Source organism: Streptomyces sp. NPDC050287, assembly GCF_044459385.1.
Lineage (GTDB): Bacteria > Actinomycetota > Actinomycetes > Streptomycetales > Streptomycetaceae > Streptomyces.
The window spans coordinates 72,655-89,420 of sequence record NZ_JBITIY010000024.1 but is presented as its reverse complement, the minus strand read 5'-3'; the positions used below and the strand labels follow the sequence as shown (position 1 = coordinate 89,420).

Below are 16,766 nucleotides of genomic sequence, written 5' to 3'. Positions count from 1 at the left end.
ACCCTGGCCCCGGCGGGAGCCCCCCCGCCCCGCCACCTCCTCGACCGCCACTACACCCGCAAACACGGCCCCGACGCCTACTACGGCAACCCGGACCCGGCGACGTCCCTGTGACGGGGCGCCGCCCGCAGGTCAGGTCTCAGGTGAGCGAGGCTTCCTCCAAGGTCGCCGGCGTCGGCCCGTCAGGGCGGACCGTGATGCCGTAGGACGTTTTCGGGGGAGGGGAGTGGAACGTCAGGGTGTAGGCCGGGAGCAGGAGTTCGAGCAGGGTGGTGGATTCGCGGAGGGCGAATTGCAGGCCGAGGCAGGCGCGGGGGCCGATCCCGAAGGGCAGGTAGGCACCCGGGTGGCTGGGGCGGGCGGCCGGGGTGAGGAAGCGCCGGGGATCGAAGTGCTCCGGGCCGGGCCACAGTTCGGGGTCGCGGTGGGTGAGGTACGGGCAGATCAGGATGTCGGTGCCCGCCTCGACGGTGTAGCCGGCGAGGGTGTCGTCCTCGGTGGCGTGGCGGGGCAGGAGCCAGGCTGACGGGTAGAGGCGGAGCGTCTCGTGGACCAGGGCCTGGACGGCCAGGCGGCGTCGAGCCGGGTCCGCGCTGTCGGCGAGTGCGTGTTCGCGGGCCGCGGGGTGTCGGTCGAGGAGCAGGTAGAGCCAGGTCAGGGTGGTGGCGGTGGTCTCGTGCCCGGCCGCCAGCAAGGTGACCAGTTCGTCGCGGATCAGCCGGTCGGTGTACTCCGGTTGCTCCGTGGCGGCGTCGATCAGGACATGCAGCAGGCCCGGGCCGTCGGGGCCGGCCGCCCCGTTTCTCGCGGCCTCGATGGCGTGCCGGGCGACCGTGTCGATGCGGGCGAGATCGGCGGCGACGGCGTTGTGGGCGTCGGTGGGATCGGCGGGCAGAGTCGGAAGGGCGGCCCCCACGGCGGCCACGGCGGACAGTTCGTGCTCGGTCTCGTCGTCGAGGGGGTGCCCGGTGAGAGAGCGCCAGATGGCGTCCAGGGCGAAGCGGTGCATCTCCTGTCCGACGTCGAAGGTCTGCCCGGTACGGGCGTACGCGCCCCAGCGCTCCGCGGTGGTCCGGGCTGCCGCCGTGATCCGGTGTTCGTAGCGGCGCATGCCGGTACCGGTGAACTGGGACTGCAACAGGCGGCGTTGCCGCTTCCACGCCGTACCGGTCGCGGCGAGGACGCCGTCGCCGACCAGCAGGCGGGCGCGGTGGGAGCGCTTGACGTACTGCTCCGGACACACGGCGAGAACGTGCCGGACCGCCTGCGGGTCGGTGACGAGAACCGTGGGGGCCGGCCCGAGGCGGAACGCGGCGACGCCGCCGAGCTCCTCGCGCACCTGGGACAGCAGGTCGACCAGTTCGCCTCCCCCCGAACGCCACCGCGCCACGAGTCCGGGGTCGGCCTCGGGGGCCGGCCGTCCCGTTCCGGGAACGTACGGGACAGGGCCGGGACCGGCTTCGGTGTCCATGTTTCTGCTCCTGGTCAGCGCGTCTGCTTCTGGTCAGCCACGGGGGTGGCCGCTCACATTCTGTCGCTCGGGGCGCCGCGGAACGCACGGGAGCGTTGAAGCCGGTGTGGGGCTTCCGCGCTGACCCTTCGTCCGGCGGACCGACCCGCCCACCATCAGGCGTACTTGAAAAGTCCTTACCGTGAACGGCTAGCATCACGGGCGCCGTTGTCGGCCGGGATGGGGTGAGGACGTGGAGCTGCCAAGGGTCGCCGTGGCCGTCGTGACCATGGGGAACCGGCCCGAGGAGGTCGACGCGCTGCTGGAGTCCGTGGCCAAGCAGGACCTCGCCCCCGTAAGGATCGTGATCGTCGGCAACGGCTGCCGGCTGCCCGAGTTCGCCGGGCGGATCTCGTTGCCGTGCGAGGTCACCGCCATCGACGTCGAGGAGAACCTCGGGTGTCCCGGCGGGCGGAACGTGGCACTGGCCCGGCTCCGGGAGTTCGGGGACGTCGACGTGGTCGTCGAACTCGACGACGACGGGCTGCTGGTCGACCCTCATGTGCTGCGCCGGGTGGGGGAACTGTTCGCCGCCGACCCGCGCCTCGGCATCGTCGGCTTCCGCATCGCCGACGAGCACGGACAGACCCAGCAGCGGCACGTGCCGCGGATCGGCTCGTCGGACCCGCTGCGGGGCGGCTACGTCACCGGGTTCCTCGGCGGTGGGCACGGTTTCCGCATGGCGATGCTCGACCAGACGGGGGACTGGCCCGCCGAGTTCTTCTTCGCCCACGAGGAGATCGACCTGGCCTGGCGGGCCGTCGACCGCGGCTGGCGCATCCTGTACGCGCCCGAACTGCTGCTCCGGCACCCCAGGACCTCGCCCGCCCGGCACGCCATCTACTACCGGGTGAACGCCCGCAACCGGGTCTGGCTGGTCCGCCGCCGGCTCCCATGGGCGCTCATCCCCGTACATCTGGGCGTGTGGATCGCGCTCACCCTGCTGCGGGTGCGCTCGACAGCCGGGCTGCGGGCCTGGTTCGGCGGCTTCGTGGAGGGGCTGCGGGAACCCGCCGGCGAGCGGCGGCCGATGCGCTGGCGGACCGTGTGGCGGCTGACCCGGCTGGGGCGACCACCGGTGATCTGACGGACGTACACGGACGCCGTGTACGTCCGTCCACGGCGTCCGTGCACGTCCGCACGGCGTCCGTAGGACGGCCCGGCACTACGGCTCGCACGGCGGGCGCGCGGGAACGGCGGTAACCGGGCGACCGTGACCCCGCGAGCCCGTCGGCCACCCCGAGCACGGCCCTTCACTTCGGCTACCCGAGCCGAAGCCTCGCTCCGGCTACCCGAGCCGAAGCCTCGCTCCGGCTACCCGAGCCGGCCCCTAACTTGGGCCACCGAGCCGGCCCCTCATTTCGCGTCCGCATAACACTCCACCACCGCCGTGCTGAACGGAAACCGCACCGGCGTCTCCCCGAACGTCAACCGTCCCGCCAGGTCGGCCGCCTCCCGGATCGCCGCCGCCACCGTCTGCGCCTCCTCCTCGGGACAGTGCACGATCACCTCGTCGTGCTGGAAGAAGACCAGCTCGGCCGCCAGGTCCGCGCAGCTGCGGCGCAGCGCGGCGAGCAGGAGCAGGGCCCAGTCGGCGGCGCTGCCCTGGACGACGAAGTTACGGGCGAAGCGTCCGCGGGCCCGGGCGTCGGAGGAGGCGTAGCCGGGCACCCACTGCCGGCCGTCGGTCTCGTCCTCCCCGACGGGGATGCCGGCCTCCTCCGCCCCCGCGTCCGCCCCGACCGCCGGCGGGCAGGTCCGCCCCAGCCAGGTCCGCACCAGCCGCCCCTCCTCACCGGCCCGTGCCGCGTCGTCGACGTAGGCCACCGCGCGCGGGAAACGGCGTCTGAGCGCGGCGAGGTTCTTCAGACCGTCGCCGGAGGTCTGGCCGTACACCGCGCCGAGGACCGCGAGTTTGGCCTGGGCCCGGTCGCCCGAGAAGGCGCGCTCGGAGACGGACTGGTACAGGTCGCTCTCGCGGCCGGCCACCTCCATCAGCCCGGGGTCGCGGGAGATGGCGGCCAGCACCCTGGGTTCCATCTGGTCGGCGTCGGCGACGACGAGCCGCCAGCCGGGGTCGGCGACCACGGCCCGCCGGATCACCTTGGGGATCTGCAGCGCACCCCCGCCGTTGGTGACCCATCGGCCGGTGACCGTACCGCCCGCCAGGAACTCGGGCCGGAACCGTCCGTCGCGCACCCAGTCCTGCAGCCAGGACCAGCCGTGGGCGACCCGGATGCGATACAGCTTCTTGTACTCGAGCAGCGGTTTCACGGCCGGATGGTCGATCGACTCGATCTCCCACCGCCGGGTCGACCTCACCTTGATCCCGGCCTGCGCGAACGCCTTGATGACGTCGGCGGGGAGGTCCGGGCGGACCCGGCGGCCGAAGGCGGCGGACACCTCGTCGGCGAGTTCGGCCAGGCGCCGGGGCTCGCCGCCCGCGTACCGCTCGCCGAGCAGGTCGTGCAGCACCCGGCGGTGCACCTCGGCGCTCCACGGCAGCCCGGACCGGTTCATCTCGGCGGCCACCAGCATGCCCGCCGACTCGGCCGCGGTCAGCAGCCGCATACGGTCGGGATGCGCGGTGGCGTCATGCCGGCGCTGCTGGTCGGCGTACACCTCCACGAGGTCGGCCAGCGGCACGTGCACGGCCTGCGGCTCGAACAGGGGCGACTGCGAACCCGGTTCGGCGGACCGCTGCGGCGGATCGGGCGGTACCGGACCGCCACGCAGCCGGGCCAGGGCGGCGGCCGCCGACCGGGGTTCGCCGTAGCGCCCCTCGTGACCGAGGAGGAGCGTCTCCGCGTCCTCCACGTCGTAGCACCGCTCCACTCGCACCCCCGCGGCGAGCAGGCGCGGATACGTCTCGGTCGTCGACCGCCACACCCAGCGCGTGACCTCCGGCAGACCGCGCACGGCCTCGGCGGCGTCCGCCGCCCACCGCACCGGCCCCGCGAGCACCCCACCGGGGCCGAGGGGGGCGAACTCCACGCCACCACCCTCGGCCGGAGCGAGAGCCCACCGATCGGTCATGGTCATGAGTGTTGCAGGAGGGTCTGACAACGGGCCGTTCACCGAAAAGGCACCGCGGCCCACCGCCCGCGGTCCGTGGTCTGCGGCCCGCCGCCGGGCCGGACCGCAGCCCGCAGCCCGCGCCTCAGCTCTCCTCCTCCCCGAGCTTCACCGTGATCCTGGTGAGCACCGCGGCGAAGTACTCCTCCGCCGCCGGCTTGGTGATGCCGAGGCCGGACAGGACGCCCTCGCCGTTCTCGAACTCCAGCAGGGCGAGCAGGAGGTGCTCGGTGCCGATGTAGTTGTGGCCCAGACGCAGGGCCTCGCGGAAGGTGAGCTCCAGGACTTTCTTGGCGTCGGAGCCGTACGGGACGAGCTCCGGGACCTCTTCCGAGGCGGGCGGCAGCGCGGCGGTGGCGGCCTGGCGCACGGTGTCGAGGAGGACGCCCTGCGCGGTGATCGCCTTGGCGGCCAGCCCCTCCGGCTCGGCCAGCAGGCCGAGGACCAGGTGCTCGGGGCGGCCCTCGGGGTTGCGGGCGGCGATGGCCTCGTTGTGGGCGGCCATCACCACGTTGCGGGCGCGCGGGGTGTACCTGCCGAAGCCCGCGTTCGGGTCGAGGGCCGCCGACTCCTTCGGCACGAACCGCTTCTGCGCGGCCTGCCGGGTCACTCCCATGCTCTTGCCGATGTCCGTCCAGGACGCGCCCGAGCGGCGGGCCTGGTCCACGAAGTGGCCGATCAGATGGTCGGCCACCTCGCCGAGGTGGTCGGCCGCGATGACCGCGTCCTGGAGCTGGTCGAGCGCGTCCGTGTGGACCTTCTTGATGGCCGCGATGAGGTCGTCGAGGCGTACGGATGACGTGATGGCGGAGTTGGTCGTCATGCGTCAACCGTAGGTTGACACGCAGGGAGTGTCAACCCGAGGTTGACATCACTTCGAGGCCGGATGAGACGATCGCCGGGTGAGCAGCACCGAGAACTCGGACCGGGCGACCGGTGACGCCGACGGCCCGGCCGGCACCGTGGACCGCGCCTTCCGGGTCGCCCTCTACGCCGACTCCGACACCGCCCTGGACACCGGCGCCTCCCTCCTCGCGGCCGACCCCGCTGCGGACGCCGAACTGACCCGGCGTGGTGAGGAGTTCGTCGCGGCGGCCTGGCGGCGCGGCTGGCAGCCCGCGGACGTCGTACGGATCGTGCGGCGCGAACTGGACGACGTCCATGTACGCCTGACGGCCGCACTGATCCGCGCCCAGGCCCCGAACGACCGCCCGCGCGGCCACCGCTGGACCGCCCAGCTGACCAGGCTCGCCGAGCTCGCGGACACCGAGGACCCCACCGCGACCCCACCCCGCCCCGACCGCTTCACCCACGCGAGTGCCGTACTGGAGCTGTACCGGCTCCTCCTGCGCCTGCCCGCGCTGGAGCCCCTCGAAGAGCCACGGCAGATCGCCGGACCGCAGAACGGCAGGCACGGCACCCCGCACAGGCACGGCACCGCCTCCCGCATGCTCACCCGCATCCGCGCGCTGCTCGCCAAGGCGGAGGCGACCGGGTTCCCGGAGGAGGCGGAGGCGCTCAGCGCCAAGGCGCAGGAGTTGATGGCCCGGCACAGCATCGACGAGGCGCTCCTCGCGGACCGGGACCCGGCCCACGCCGCCGACGCGCCCGGCGCCTGCCGTATCGGAGTAGAACCGCCGTACGAGCAGGCCAAGGCGGTGCTCCTGGACGCGGTCGCCGCCGCCAACCACTGCCGGGCCGTGTGGAACGAACCCTTCGCCTTCTCCACGGTCGTCGGATTCGAACCCGACCTGGAGGTCGTCGAACTGCTCTACACCTCGCTGCTCGTCCAGGCCCAGTCCGCCCTGGCGAAGGCGGAGGCGGCACAGCGCGCGGGCGGCCGAAAGCGCACGAAGACCTTCCGGCAGTCCTTCCTCGCCGCTTACGCCCACCGCGTCGGCATCCGCCTGCGCGAGGCCGCCGCGGCCCCCGTGAGCGAGGACCTGCTCCCGGTTCTCGCCTCCCGCGAGGTGGCCGTCACCGACCGCCTGGACCGCATGTTCCCGCAGACGACCACGGCCCGACTGCGCGGAGTGAGCGACGAGGCGGGCTGGACGGAGGGCGCCCAGGCCGCCGACCGCGCCCAGGTCGCCTCCCGACGCCCGCTGGAATGACGGCCCCCGCGCGCGGGACATCCCCGACCCTGGCGCCGGACACCCCGCCCCGCGCGCGGGACACCCCCCAAGCTCCGTCTGACTCTTCTTCAGTCCCCCGCGCGCGTGAACGGCCCCACCGAGGCGTCCGGCGCCCCGCCCGCCGACTTCAGCGCCACCGGCCCGTACGACCAGGGGAAGCTCTTCACGTCGCCGGCGGCGCCGGGCATGCTGATCGACAGCGTCTTCGCCGCGAGGCTCTTCCCGCCGGCCGCGCCACCGCGCACGTAGGTGAGGGTGAAGGTCGCGCTCTCACCCTTGACGAGGGTCAGCTTCTCCGGCTTGGCGTCGCTCGCCCCGGGGACGGTCGTGGAGGTGTCGCCGGCCTTGAGGACGGCCCCGGGGATGCCGTCCAGGGTGCACGGCGCGCTCTGGTTGGTGAGCGAGACGGGGACGTCGCCCGAGTCACCGGGGCCCGGCGCGACGTTCGCCGGGCCGACCTCGACACCCAGCTGCCCGACCGCGCAGGCATCCCCGGCCTTGCCCGAGCCGGTGCCCCCGGCCTTCCCGGAACTGCCGCCGTCGTCGCCCCCGCCGCTGCCGCAGGCGGTCAGCAGGAGGGCGGCGGCGAGGGCGGTGACGGCGAGGGGAGCGGCGCGCATAAGAGGTCCTCTGGGAGCGAGACGGCAGTACGCGAGGATCATGACGTACGCGAGGGACCTTCACATGCCAAGGAAGCATCACACAGGAAGGGACCATTCGTACGAAGGGATCATCACCCACCACGGGGGCGACCCGTTCGCCGCCCCCCTCCGGCTACGACCCCGGGCTCGCCGCCGACAGCCCGTTCAGCAGCCCGGTCGGGAGCGTTCCGCCCTCCGCGCGGGTGTACGTCTCCTCGCCGAGGCCGCTCTTCCAGGTCACCTTCAGCGTCTTGCCCGACACGGAGTCGACCACGCCGTCGGTCCGGTCCTTGTTGCCGTCCTTGCAGGTGAGGCGGATGGTCCAGTGGTCGGAGGCCTCGGCCGCGGTGCCGCCGCACGTGGTCCCACCGGTGCTGAACAGGCCCGCCTTGGCTCCGGTGACCACCAGCGCCACGGCCTTGCCGCCGGTCGTGGCCAGCCAGTTCCCCTGCAGCGCCCCGGACGTCCCCTTGGACGTACTCGGCGCACCACCCCCGCCGCCCGTGTCCGCGCTCGCGGAGGCGGACGTACCGGAGCCGGTGGAGGGCTCGTCGTCGGAGCCCGCGTCGCCGCTGCACGCGGTCAGCGCGAGCGCGCCCGCGAGGCCGGCGGCCACGGCCGCGCCCCGCGTCCAACCGCGTGCGCCCCTGGTCGCTCTCGTCGCTCCGGTCGCCCAAGTCGTCCCAGTCACTGGAACCTCCAAGCTGTAGCGCTCGCCCCGGGCACACCGGGAGGACCGCAGCAAGCTACCAGGGGACTTTCAAGAGCGTCCCTGGGCCCGGGCGTGCCTGACCGACGTCATTCCGGCCACTGACCGACATCGCGGGAGGTGGTCCATTCCGGACCATTTCCCGATCCATGGAACACGAATGCCCCTTCATGCGTCTCTTCCTACAGCACGGGGGGATCGTGCACGGGAACATGATCGCAAGTCGTGCGCATGGTCCCGGAACTCCGGGGCAGGCGCCGGAACGAGTTCGGCACAGCAAACGTCACAGCTGTAACACGGACGAACACATCCCAGCTGTAACCGCAGGAACACCCCGCGTGCACGTGCATCTGCAGATGCAGCTGCCCATGCATCTGCACATGAACAGGGTTATGATCCGGGTCAATTGACCACTGCATCAATGGCCTCACCAGCCAGTGCACCACCGGGGAGCGACCTGTGGACCACGACGTGTACGACGCGTACGACGTTGCCGACGCGTCCGGCGTGTACAACGGCATGGCCGCCGCCCAGCTGCGGGTGGCCTGGCAGAAGAGTCGGCACAGCAACTCGCAGGGTTCCTGCGTGGAGTTCGCCCGGCTCCCCGGCGGGGAGGTGGCGGTGCGCAACTCCCGCTTTCCCGACGGTCCGGCGCTGGTATACACCCGCGCCGAGATCGAGGCCATGCTGCTGGGCATCAAGGACGGCGAGTTCGACCACCTGATAGTGGGCTGAACGCGATGCGGCTCGCGCGATGTGTGAGTAACCGACGGTAAGTACCGCTCGACGCCCCGTGACGCGCGTAGAACTCACACATCAACGGGTGCCGTCGCGTCTCATTCGGTCGGGGGCAGCCGGAACAGCGCCCAGACGACCTTGCCGCCCAGGGTGCCCGCGAGCGGGTGCCAGCCCCAGCCGTCGCTGAAGGAGTCGACGAGGAACAGGCCGCGGCCGCACTCCGCCGAGAAGTCGTCGGCGTCTCCCGTGACCGGGCTCTCCTGGCTCGGGTCGCGCACCGCGCACACCAGCCGCTCGGTCCACCGCATCAGGTGCAGCCGTACCGGCGGGCTCTGCTCGGGAATCCGTGGGACGTTGGCCGGCAGCGCGTGCCGCAGCGCGTTGGTCACGAGTTCGGAGACCACCAGGCACACGTCGTCGAAACGTTCGCCCAGGTCCCAGTGGTCGAGGGTGCCGCGCGTGAACCGCCGCGCCTCGCGCACCGCTTCGTAGCGGGCGGGCAGGGCGCAGGAGGCGGCGTTGGACACGGCCGCGGGATCCAGCGGCGGAAGGCCCTGCCGTAGTGGCTTGAGCATGGTCGATCCATTCGTTCCCATGCGTGGCACTCCCGGGAATTCGCGGTCGTTGCGATGCAGCGGTGGCGCGGGACCATGGTTTCGGATGCGTACAGCAGATGCAAGGGCAGATGCACGTGCAGCTGACCGAATTGACCCCTCCCGTACCGCTTGTTGGCCATTTTTTCCGCCATCTTCTCCCCAGGCTCTTGCCTGCCTCTTCCCGAAATCTGTTCCGCACCCGGCCCGTATCCCTGCGAAAACTTTGGCTTCTTTCCATCTCTGTAACCGGACGAGTACTGCTTGGAGTGTTTTAGTGGCAGACTTCGGCCCCTGAAGACGGTTGGGGAGGCTGGCGAACGTGAGCGCGGGAGAGCCCGGATCGGTGGTGCGGCGGATGCTGCTCGGCTCGCAACTCAGGCGGCTGCGTGAAGCACGCGGCATCACGCGCGAGGCGGCGGGATACTCCATCCGCGCCTCGGAGTCGAAGATCAGCCGGATGGAGCTGGGCCGGGTGAGCTTCAAGACACGCGATGTCGAGGACCTGCTGACGCTGTACGGCATCACGGACGAGGCGGAGCGCAACTCCCTGCTCTCCCTCGCCAAGGAGGCCAACGTCGCCGGGTGGTGGCACAGTTACTCGGACGTCCTGCCGAGCTGGTTCCCCACCTATGTGGGCCTGGAGGGCGCGGCGTCCCTGATCCGCGCGTACGAAGTCCAGTTCGTGCACGGCCTGTTGCAGACCGAGGCGTACGCCCGCGCGGTTGTGCGGCGCGGCATGAAGGGCGCGAGCGCTCAGGACGTGGAACGGCGGGTGGCGCTGCGCCTGGAGCGGCAGAAGTACCTGCTGGAGAAGAACGCCCCCGAATGCCACATCATCCTCGACGAGGCCGCCCTGCGCCGCCCGTACGGCGACCGCGAGGTGATGCGTGGCCAGTTCCAGCACCTGATCGACATCTCCGAACGCCCCAATCTGCGGCTGCAGATCATGCCGTTCGGCTTCGGCGGCCACTCCGGCGAGAGTGGCGCGTTCACGATCCTCTCCTTCCCGGAGTCGGACCTGTCCGACGTCGTGTACCTGGAGCAGCTCACCAGCGCCCTGTACCTCGACAAGAGCGAGGACGTGGCCCAGTACGAGAAGGCGCTCAAGGAACTCCAGCAGGACAGCCCGGGACCGGACGAGAGCCGGGACCTTCTCCGGGGCCTTCTCCAGCTTTCGTAGGGTTATCCCCAGAGCGTCGCACTCCGTCCCCAACTCGCCAGGCACACACGTACGATGACGTCTGATCAGACCGTGACGTCGATCGTGTGTCTGCTAGTGACTTGGGGATCACATGTCGTCCTACTTCACCGACCTGGCCCAGCAGTACATCGATGGTGAGTGGCGCCCGGGAACAGGTTCCTGGGACATCATCGACTTCAATCCGTACGACGGCGAGAAGCTGGCGTCGATCACCATAGCCACGGCCGACGAGGTGGACGACGCGTACCAGGCGGCGGCCCGCGCCCAGAAGGAGTGGGCCGCGGCCAGCCCGTACGCCCGCCGCGCGGTCTTCGAGAGAGCGCTGCGCCTGGTCGAGGAGCGCGAGCAGGAGATCAGCGAGGTGATCATCGCCGAGCTCGGCGGGACCCGGCTGAAGGCCGGCTTCGAGCTCCACCTCGCCAAGGAGTTCCTGCGCGAGGCGATCCAGGTGGCGCTGCGCCCCGAGGGCCGGATCCTGCCCTCGCCGGCCGACGGCAAGGAGAACCGCCTCTACCGCGTGCCGGTCGGCGTGGTGGGCGTCATCAGCCCCTTCAACTTCCCCTTCCTGCTCTCGATCAAGTCGGTCGCACCGGCGCTCGCGCTCGGCAACGCGGTCGTCCTCAAGCCGCACCAGAACACCCCGATCGTCGGCGGCTCCCTGGTCGCGAAGATCTTCGAGGACGCGGGCCTGCCCGGCGGTCTGCTCAACGTCGTCATCACCGACATCGCGGAGATCGGCGACGCCTTCATCGAGCACCCGATCCCCAAGGTCATCTCCTTCACCGGCTCCGACAAGGTCGGCCGTCATGTCGCGACCGTCTGCGCCGCCAACTTCAAGCGCTCGGTCCTCGAACTGGGCGGCAACAGCGCGCTGGTGGTCCTCGACGACGCCGACATCGACTACGCGGTCGACGCGGCCGTCTTCAGCCGGTACGTCCATCAGGGCCAGGTCTGCATGGCCGCGAACCGGGTCCTCGTGGACCGTTCGATCGCGGACGAGTTCACCGAGAAGTTCGTCGCCAAGGTCAGGACCCTCAAGGCCGGCGACCCGCGCGACCCCGAGACGGTCATCGGCCCGCTCATCAACTCCTCCCAGGCCGACGGGATCTCGGCCGTCGTCGAGCAGGCGATGGCCGAGGGCGCCACGGCTCTCGTGCACGGCACCAGGACCGACAACCTGGTCGAGCCGTCCGTTCTCACCGACGTCCCCGCCGACTCCGCCCTGCTCCGCCAGGAGGTCTTCGGTCCGGTCGCCTTCCTCATCCCCTTCGACGGCGAGGAGGAGGCCGTACGCCTCGTCAACGACACCCCCTACGGCCTGAGCGGCGCCGTCCACACCGGTGACATCGAGCGGGGCGTCTCCTTCGCCAAGCAGATCGACACCGGCATGTTCCACGTGAACGACGGCACGGTCCACGACGAGCCTGTCGTCCCCTTCGGCGGCGAGAAGCACTCCGGCATCGGCCGCCTGAACGGCGACACGTCGGCGGACTCCTTCACCACCCTGAAGTGGATCTCGGTGCAGCACGGGCGGAGCGGGTTCCCGTTCTGATACAGGTCTGTTCCACCGCCGGGGCGGACATGCATCCAGGTGTACACTAGATGCATGTCTGCTACGTATCCCATTGCTGAGGCCAGGGGCAAGCTCGGCGAGCTCGCCCGCCGGGCCGCCCAGCACGAGCACATCACCCTGACCGACCGCGGCGTTCCTGCGGCGGTCCTCATCTCCCCGGCCGAGCTGGAGGACCTTGAGGACGCCCTCGCCCTCGCGCGCCTGGAGCGGGACCGCGCACTTGGGCGCGCTGAGCCTCTCATCCCGCATGACGAGGCGCGCCGCGCGCTGCTCCAGGCGGCCGGGAGGGGCGAGTGACCTGGCCGGTCCTGTGGGAACCGGCCGCTCTCGATGCCGCCACCGGGCACCTCAAGAACGACCCCGGGGGCGTCGACGACCTTCTCCACGCGACTGACCAACTCGCCGACGATCCCAGGCCCGAAGGGTCTCGGGCTTGGGGTGTCGACCATCGTCGCCTGCACCATGGCTCCTGGCGCGTGCTCTACCGTCTCGATCCGGAGGCGCGGACGCTGCATATCGAGCACGTCGGCCGCAGGGAGGCCTGACCGGCCGGGAGTCCCTGGATGGCGCCACCGCCTTCGAACTGGTGGCGAAGGAGCAGGGCACCTCCGGGGGGTGAGGCCGGCGCGGCCTACTCTGGACGGCATGTCAGCGATCCGTCTCCTCGTGCTCGGCGCGGTCCGTCAGCACGGGCGGGCCCACGGCTACCAGGTGCGCAACGACCTGGAGTACTGGGGCGCCCACGAGTGGTCCAACGCCAAGCCCGGCTCGATCTACCACGCCCTGAAGCAGATGGCGAAACAGGGACTGCTGATCGCGCACGAGATCGCGCCGTCCACGGCCGGGGGGCCGCCGCGGACGGAGTACGAGATCACCGAGGCCGGCGAGGCGGAGTGCTTCAGGCTGGTGCGCGAGGCGCTGACCTCGTACGACCAGAAGATGGACCTGAAGTCGGCGGCCATCGGCTTCATGGTCGAACTGCCGCGCGCCGAGGCGGTGACGCTCCTGAAGGAACGGATCCGGGGGATCGAGCAGTGGCGCTCCTCCGTCACCGAGCACTACGTGCCCGAGGACGGCCCGGAGCAGCTCGGTCACATCGGCGAGATCATGAACCTCTGGATCCACACGGCCGACGCGGAGGCCGAGTGGACCCAGGGGCTGATCGCCCGCATCGAGGGCGGCGCTTACACCTTCGCCGGCGAGGGCGAACCGTTCGTCGGCATCCTGGCGGAGGGCGAGGAGAACCCGTACGCGACGGGGGAGCCGCACCCGGAGGACGCTCGCTAATCAAGTTTGACTAAGTCCCTGAACGGGCATACGTTCTGTCGGCGAGCTGGTAGTCAAGTTTGATCAGTCAGGTGGATCCGCCTGCTCGCTCCCTCACGCGATCCGGAAGGACCCCCATGACCGAAGCGATCGTCGCCGAAGGCCTGCGGAAGAGGTACGGCGACAAGGCGGCCCTGGACGGGCTCGATCTCACCGTGGCCCGCGGCACCGTCCACGGCGTGCTGGGCCCGAACGGCGCCGGCAAGACCACCGCCGTACGGATCCTGACCACCCTGCTGCGGCCTGACGAGGGCCGCGCCGAGGTGGCGGGCCGCGACGTGGTCCGGCAGGCCTACGACGTACGCCTGCGGATCGGCCTGCTCGGCCAGCACGCTGCCTTGGACGAGGAGCTCTCCGGCCGCCAGAACCTCGACCTCTTCGGCCGTCTCCACCACCTGGGCGCCCGCCACGCGCGCGTGCGCGCCGGCGAGCTCCTGGAACGCTTCGGCCTCACCGACACCGGCCGCAAACCGGTCCGTGCGTACAGCGGCGGCATGCGGCGCCGCCTGGACCTCGCGGCCTCCCTCATCACCGAACCGGAGGTCCTCTTCCTGGACGAACCCACCACCGGCCTCGACCCGCGCGGCCGCGCCGAGGTGTGGGCCGCGGTCCGTTCCCTCGTCGGCGGCGGTACGACGGTCCTGCTGACCACCCAGTATCTGGAGGAGGCCGACCAACTGGCCGACCGTATCTCGGTCGTCGACGCCGGCCGGGTCGTCGCCGACGGCACGGCCGACGAGCTCAAGGCGATGACCGGCGGCGACCGGATCGACGTGGTGCTGCGGGACGGCGGTCAACTGGGCGCGGCCCTCGCGCTGTTGCCGGCCTCGGGGGACGAGGTCTGCGTCGACACCGACCGCCGGCTGCTCAGCGCCCCGGTCACCGACCGGATGGCCGCCCTCTCCGGTGTCGTACGGGCCCTGGAGGAGGCCGGCATCGACGCGGAGGACGTCGTGCTGCGCCGCCCGACGCTGGACGAGGTGTTCCTGCACCTCACCGGCGACCACCGAGTGAAGGAGGCCGCGTGAGCGGTTACGCGCTGACCGATTCCTGGACCATGACCCGGCGTGAACTCGCCCACTGGAGCAGGCAGCCGGCGCAGGTCCTGGTGGGCCTTGTCTTCCCCGTGATGCTGCTGCTGATGTTCGGCTACCTCGTCGGCGGCGGCCGGGGCGTCGAGGGGGAGTACGTCGACTACCTGGTTCCCGGCATGCTCGCGCTCACCATGGCGTTCGGCCTGGAGAGCACGATGCTCGCCGTCACGCAGGACCTCAACAAGGGCGTCATCGACCGCTTCCGCTCCATGCCCATGACCAACGGCGCGGTCCTGGTGGGCCGTTCGGCCGCCGACATGCTCCAGTCGGCGCTGAGCCTGACCGTGATGATCGGGGTCGCCTGCGCGCTCGGCTGGCGGGCGCACGGCGGGGTCGGCGGTTTCCTGGGCGCGCTCGGACTCCTGCTGCTGTTCCGGTTCGCCATGCTGTGGATCGGCATCTACCTGGCGATGGTGGCCGGCAAGCCGGAACTGGTGCAGGCCGTGCAGATCCTCATCTGGCCGGTCGGCTTCCTCTCCAACGCGTTCGCGCTCCCCGACTCCATGCCGTCCTGGCTGGGCGCGGCGGTCGAGTGGAATCCCATGTCCCGGACGGCGACGGCGGTACGGGACCTGTTCGGCTGGCCGGGCGCGGAGGCGGGACATGTGGGGGCCGCCGTGCTGTGGCCCGTGATTCTGCTGGCGGTGTTCTTTCCGCTGGCCCTGCGGAGGTTCGCGCACCTCAGCCGATGAGCCGGGGCGGGCACTGAGCCGGGGAAAGCACTGAGCCGGGGCGGACGCTAGTGATGGAACCCGGTCGCGGCCCCCTTGTCCCGGGTCGACGGCCCCGACTGGCGCCTCAGTTCCGGCAGCAGCCGGGTCAGGTCCTCCACGAACAGGTCGGCGAGGTCGGCCGAGAAGCCGTTGCGGCAGACCACGCGCAGCACGGACAGGTCCTCACGGTTCGGCGGGAAGGTGTACGCGGGCACCAGCCAGCGCTGCTCCCGCAGCCGCCGGGAGACGTCGAAGACGTCGTACGCCTGCACTCCGGGCGCGGTCGTGAAGGCGAACACCGGAAGCTCGTCGCCCCGGGTCAGCAACCGGAAGTCACCGAGCGCCTCCACGCGGTCGGCGAGACTCATGGCCACGTCCCGCGCGGACTGCTGCACGGCTCTGAAGCCGTCGCGGCCCAGCCGGAGAAACGTGTAGTACTGCGCGACCACCTGGGCGCCGGGGCGGGAGAAGTTGAGGGCGAAGGTCGGCATGTCGCCGCCCAGGTAGTTGACGTGGAAGACGAGTTCCTCCGGCAGGGCCTCCTTGTCGCGCCACAGCGCCCAGCCGACGCCCGGGTACACCAGCCCGTACTTGTGCCCGGATGTGTTGATGGAGGCCACTCTCGGCAGCCGGAAGTCCCACACCAGGTCCTCGTCGAGGAACGGGGCGACCATCGCCCCGGACGCCCCGTCGACATGCACCGGGATGTCCAGGCCGGTCCGCTCCTGGAGGGCGTCGAGGGCGGCGCACAGGTCCGCGATCGGCTCGTAGGAGCCGTCGAAGGTGGAGCCGAGGATGCCGACGACCCCGATGGTGTTCTCGTCGCACAGGCCGGCGGCGGCATGTGGGTCGAGGTGGAAGCGGTCGCCCTCCATCGGGACCAGTCGGGCCTCCACCTCCCAGAAGTTGCAGAACTTCTCCCAGCAGACCTGGACGTTGACGCCCATGACGAGGTTCGGGCGCGCGTCCCGCGACGGATAGCGGTCGGCGTTGGCCCGCGCCCAGCGCCGCTTGAGCGCCAGGCCCGCGAGCATGCACGCCTCGCTCGACCCGGTCGTCGAACAGCCCACGGCCGCCGACGGGTCGGGCGCGTTCCACAGATTGGCGAGCATGGCCACACAGCGCCGCTCCAGCTCGGCGGTACGCGGGTACTCGTCCTTGTCGATCATGTTCTTGTCCCGGCACTCACCCATCAGGACACCGGCCTGCGGCTCCATCCAGGTGGTGACGAAGGTGGCGAGGTTCAGCCGCGCGTTGCCGTCCAGCATCAGCTCGTCGTGGACGAGTTGGTACGCCGTCGCCGGCGGCATGGGAGCGTCCGGGAGACGATGCTTGGGCGGGGCCTCCTGCATGCCGCCGACCGGGTCCGCCTCTCCGTAGAACGGGTTGACGGACAGGGGGCGCTCGTCGAGCTTCGCGGGACCTTTGTGGAGCGGCATCAATTCTCCTCGTGTC

General features: G+C 71.0%; 17 protein-coding genes and 1 pseudogene. 11 read left to right on the top strand and 7 right to left on the bottom strand.

What is annotated here, in order from left to right; all coding sequences use genetic code 11:
• Window positions 1-114: pseudogene (gene araD / locus ACIBK3_RS44690) on the top strand (L-ribulose-5-phosphate 4-epimerase); the annotation flags it as partial.
• Between the two features lie 25 nt (window positions 115-139).
• Here araD and ACIBK3_RS44685 read toward each other — a convergent pair.
• Entirely contained in the window at window positions 140-1,471 is a 1,332-nt protein-coding gene (locus ACIBK3_RS44685; protein WP_399374255.1) for a cytochrome P450, read from the bottom strand.
• Window positions 1,472-1,703: 232 nt separating this feature from the next.
• On the opposite strand from ACIBK3_RS44685, the gene ACIBK3_RS44680 reads away from it, so the two are divergent.
• A complete protein-coding gene (locus tag ACIBK3_RS44680) occupies window positions 1,704-2,597 on the top strand; it encodes a glycosyltransferase family 2 protein (protein WP_399374254.1) in 894 nt (297 codons plus the stop codon).
• A 269-nt stretch (window positions 2,598-2,866) separates the two neighbouring features.
• Here the strand turns inward: ACIBK3_RS44680 and ACIBK3_RS44675 are convergent, their stop codons facing one another.
• Window positions 2,867-4,546 (bottom strand): bifunctional 3'-5' exonuclease/DNA polymerase, encoded by a 1,680-nt coding sequence (locus ACIBK3_RS44675; protein WP_399374253.1) that lies wholly within the window; start codon window positions 4,544-4,546, stop codon window positions 2,867-2,869.
• Window positions 4,547-4,670: 124 nt separating this feature from the next.
• The gene (locus ACIBK3_RS44670) at window positions 4,671-5,408 is read right to left on the bottom strand and encodes a Clp protease N-terminal domain-containing protein (protein WP_399374252.1); all 738 of its coding nucleotides are present in this window, start codon (window positions 5,406-5,408) and stop codon (window positions 4,671-4,673) included.
• Window positions 5,409-5,487: 79 nt separating this feature from the next.
• Between ACIBK3_RS44670 and ACIBK3_RS44665 the strand changes: the two genes are divergently transcribed.
• On the top strand, window positions 5,488-6,699 hold the full coding sequence (locus ACIBK3_RS44665) for a DUF2786 domain-containing protein (protein ID WP_399374251.1): 1,212 nt from the start codon (window positions 5,488-5,490) through the stop codon (window positions 6,697-6,699).
• Between the two features lie 89 nt (window positions 6,700-6,788).
• On the opposite strand, the gene ACIBK3_RS44660 is transcribed toward ACIBK3_RS44665, so the two are convergent.
• Entirely contained in the window at window positions 6,789-7,340 is a 552-nt protein-coding gene (locus tag ACIBK3_RS44660) for a DUF4232 domain-containing protein (protein ID WP_399374249.1), read from the bottom strand.
• A gap of 154 nt (window positions 7,341-7,494) precedes the next feature.
• A complete protein-coding gene (locus ACIBK3_RS44655; RefSeq protein WP_399374248.1) occupies window positions 7,495-7,977 on the bottom strand; it encodes a hypothetical protein in 483 nt (160 codons plus the stop codon).
• Between the two features lie 552 nt (window positions 7,978-8,529).
• Between ACIBK3_RS44655 and ACIBK3_RS44650 the strand changes: the two genes are divergently transcribed.
• Window positions 8,530-8,805 carry a DUF397 domain-containing protein gene (locus ACIBK3_RS44650; RefSeq protein WP_399374246.1) on the top strand — a complete coding sequence of 92 codons (276 nt, stop codon included), beginning with the start codon at window positions 8,530-8,532 and terminating at the stop codon, window positions 8,803-8,805.
• A 101-nt stretch (window positions 8,806-8,906) separates the two neighbouring features.
• Here the strand turns inward: ACIBK3_RS44650 and ACIBK3_RS44645 are convergent, their stop codons facing one another.
• Window positions 8,907-9,404 (bottom strand): ATP-binding protein, encoded by a 498-nt coding sequence (locus tag ACIBK3_RS44645; RefSeq protein WP_399374244.1) that lies wholly within the window; start codon window positions 9,402-9,404, stop codon window positions 8,907-8,909.
• Between the two features lie 355 nt (window positions 9,405-9,759).
• Here ACIBK3_RS44645 and ACIBK3_RS44640 point away from each other — a divergent pair, with 355 nt between their 5' ends.
• From ACIBK3_RS44640 to ACIBK3_RS44610, 7 genes are all read left to right on the top strand, one after another.
• Window positions 9,760-10,584: a helix-turn-helix domain-containing protein gene (locus ACIBK3_RS44640; protein ID WP_399374262.1), complete on the top strand. Its 825-nt coding sequence runs from the start codon at window positions 9,760-9,762 to the stop codon at window positions 10,582-10,584.
• A 112-nt stretch (window positions 10,585-10,696) separates the two neighbouring features.
• The gene (locus ACIBK3_RS44635; protein ID WP_399374243.1) at window positions 10,697-12,157 is read left to right on the top strand and encodes an aldehyde dehydrogenase family protein; all 1,461 of its coding nucleotides are present in this window, start codon (window positions 10,697-10,699) and stop codon (window positions 12,155-12,157) included.
• 54 nt (window positions 12,158-12,211) lie between these two features.
• Window positions 12,212-12,475 carry a type II toxin-antitoxin system prevent-host-death family antitoxin gene (locus ACIBK3_RS44630; RefSeq protein WP_399374241.1) on the top strand — a complete coding sequence of 88 codons (264 nt, stop codon included), beginning with the start codon at window positions 12,212-12,214 and terminating at the stop codon, window positions 12,473-12,475.
• Entirely contained in the window at window positions 12,472-12,723 is a 252-nt protein-coding gene (locus ACIBK3_RS44625; protein WP_399374239.1) for a type II toxin-antitoxin system RelE/ParE family toxin, read from the top strand. Before ACIBK3_RS44630 ends, ACIBK3_RS44625 begins: the two co-directional genes overlap by 4 nt.
• Window positions 12,724-12,823: 100 nt before the next feature.
• Window positions 12,824-13,465: a PadR family transcriptional regulator gene (locus tag ACIBK3_RS44620; protein WP_399374238.1), complete on the top strand. Its 642-nt coding sequence runs from the start codon at window positions 12,824-12,826 to the stop codon at window positions 13,463-13,465.
• A gap of 116 nt (window positions 13,466-13,581) precedes the next feature.
• Complete coding sequence (locus tag ACIBK3_RS44615; protein WP_399374237.1) at window positions 13,582-14,532, top strand: ATP-binding cassette domain-containing protein; 951 nt, start codon at window positions 13,582-13,584, stop codon at window positions 14,530-14,532.
• Complete coding sequence (locus tag ACIBK3_RS44610; RefSeq protein WP_399374235.1) at window positions 14,529-15,290, top strand: ABC transporter permease; 762 nt, start codon at window positions 14,529-14,531, stop codon at window positions 15,288-15,290. The genes ACIBK3_RS44615 and ACIBK3_RS44610 overlap by 4 nt, the downstream gene beginning before the upstream one ends.
• 47 nt (window positions 15,291-15,337) lie before the next feature.
• On the opposite strand, the gene ACIBK3_RS44605 is transcribed toward ACIBK3_RS44610, so the two are convergent.
• Window positions 15,338-16,750, bottom strand: coding sequence for a glutamate decarboxylase (locus ACIBK3_RS44605; protein ID WP_399374234.1), 1,413 nt, complete (start codon window positions 16,748-16,750; stop codon window positions 15,338-15,340).
• Window positions 16,751-16,766 lie beyond the last annotated feature (16 nt).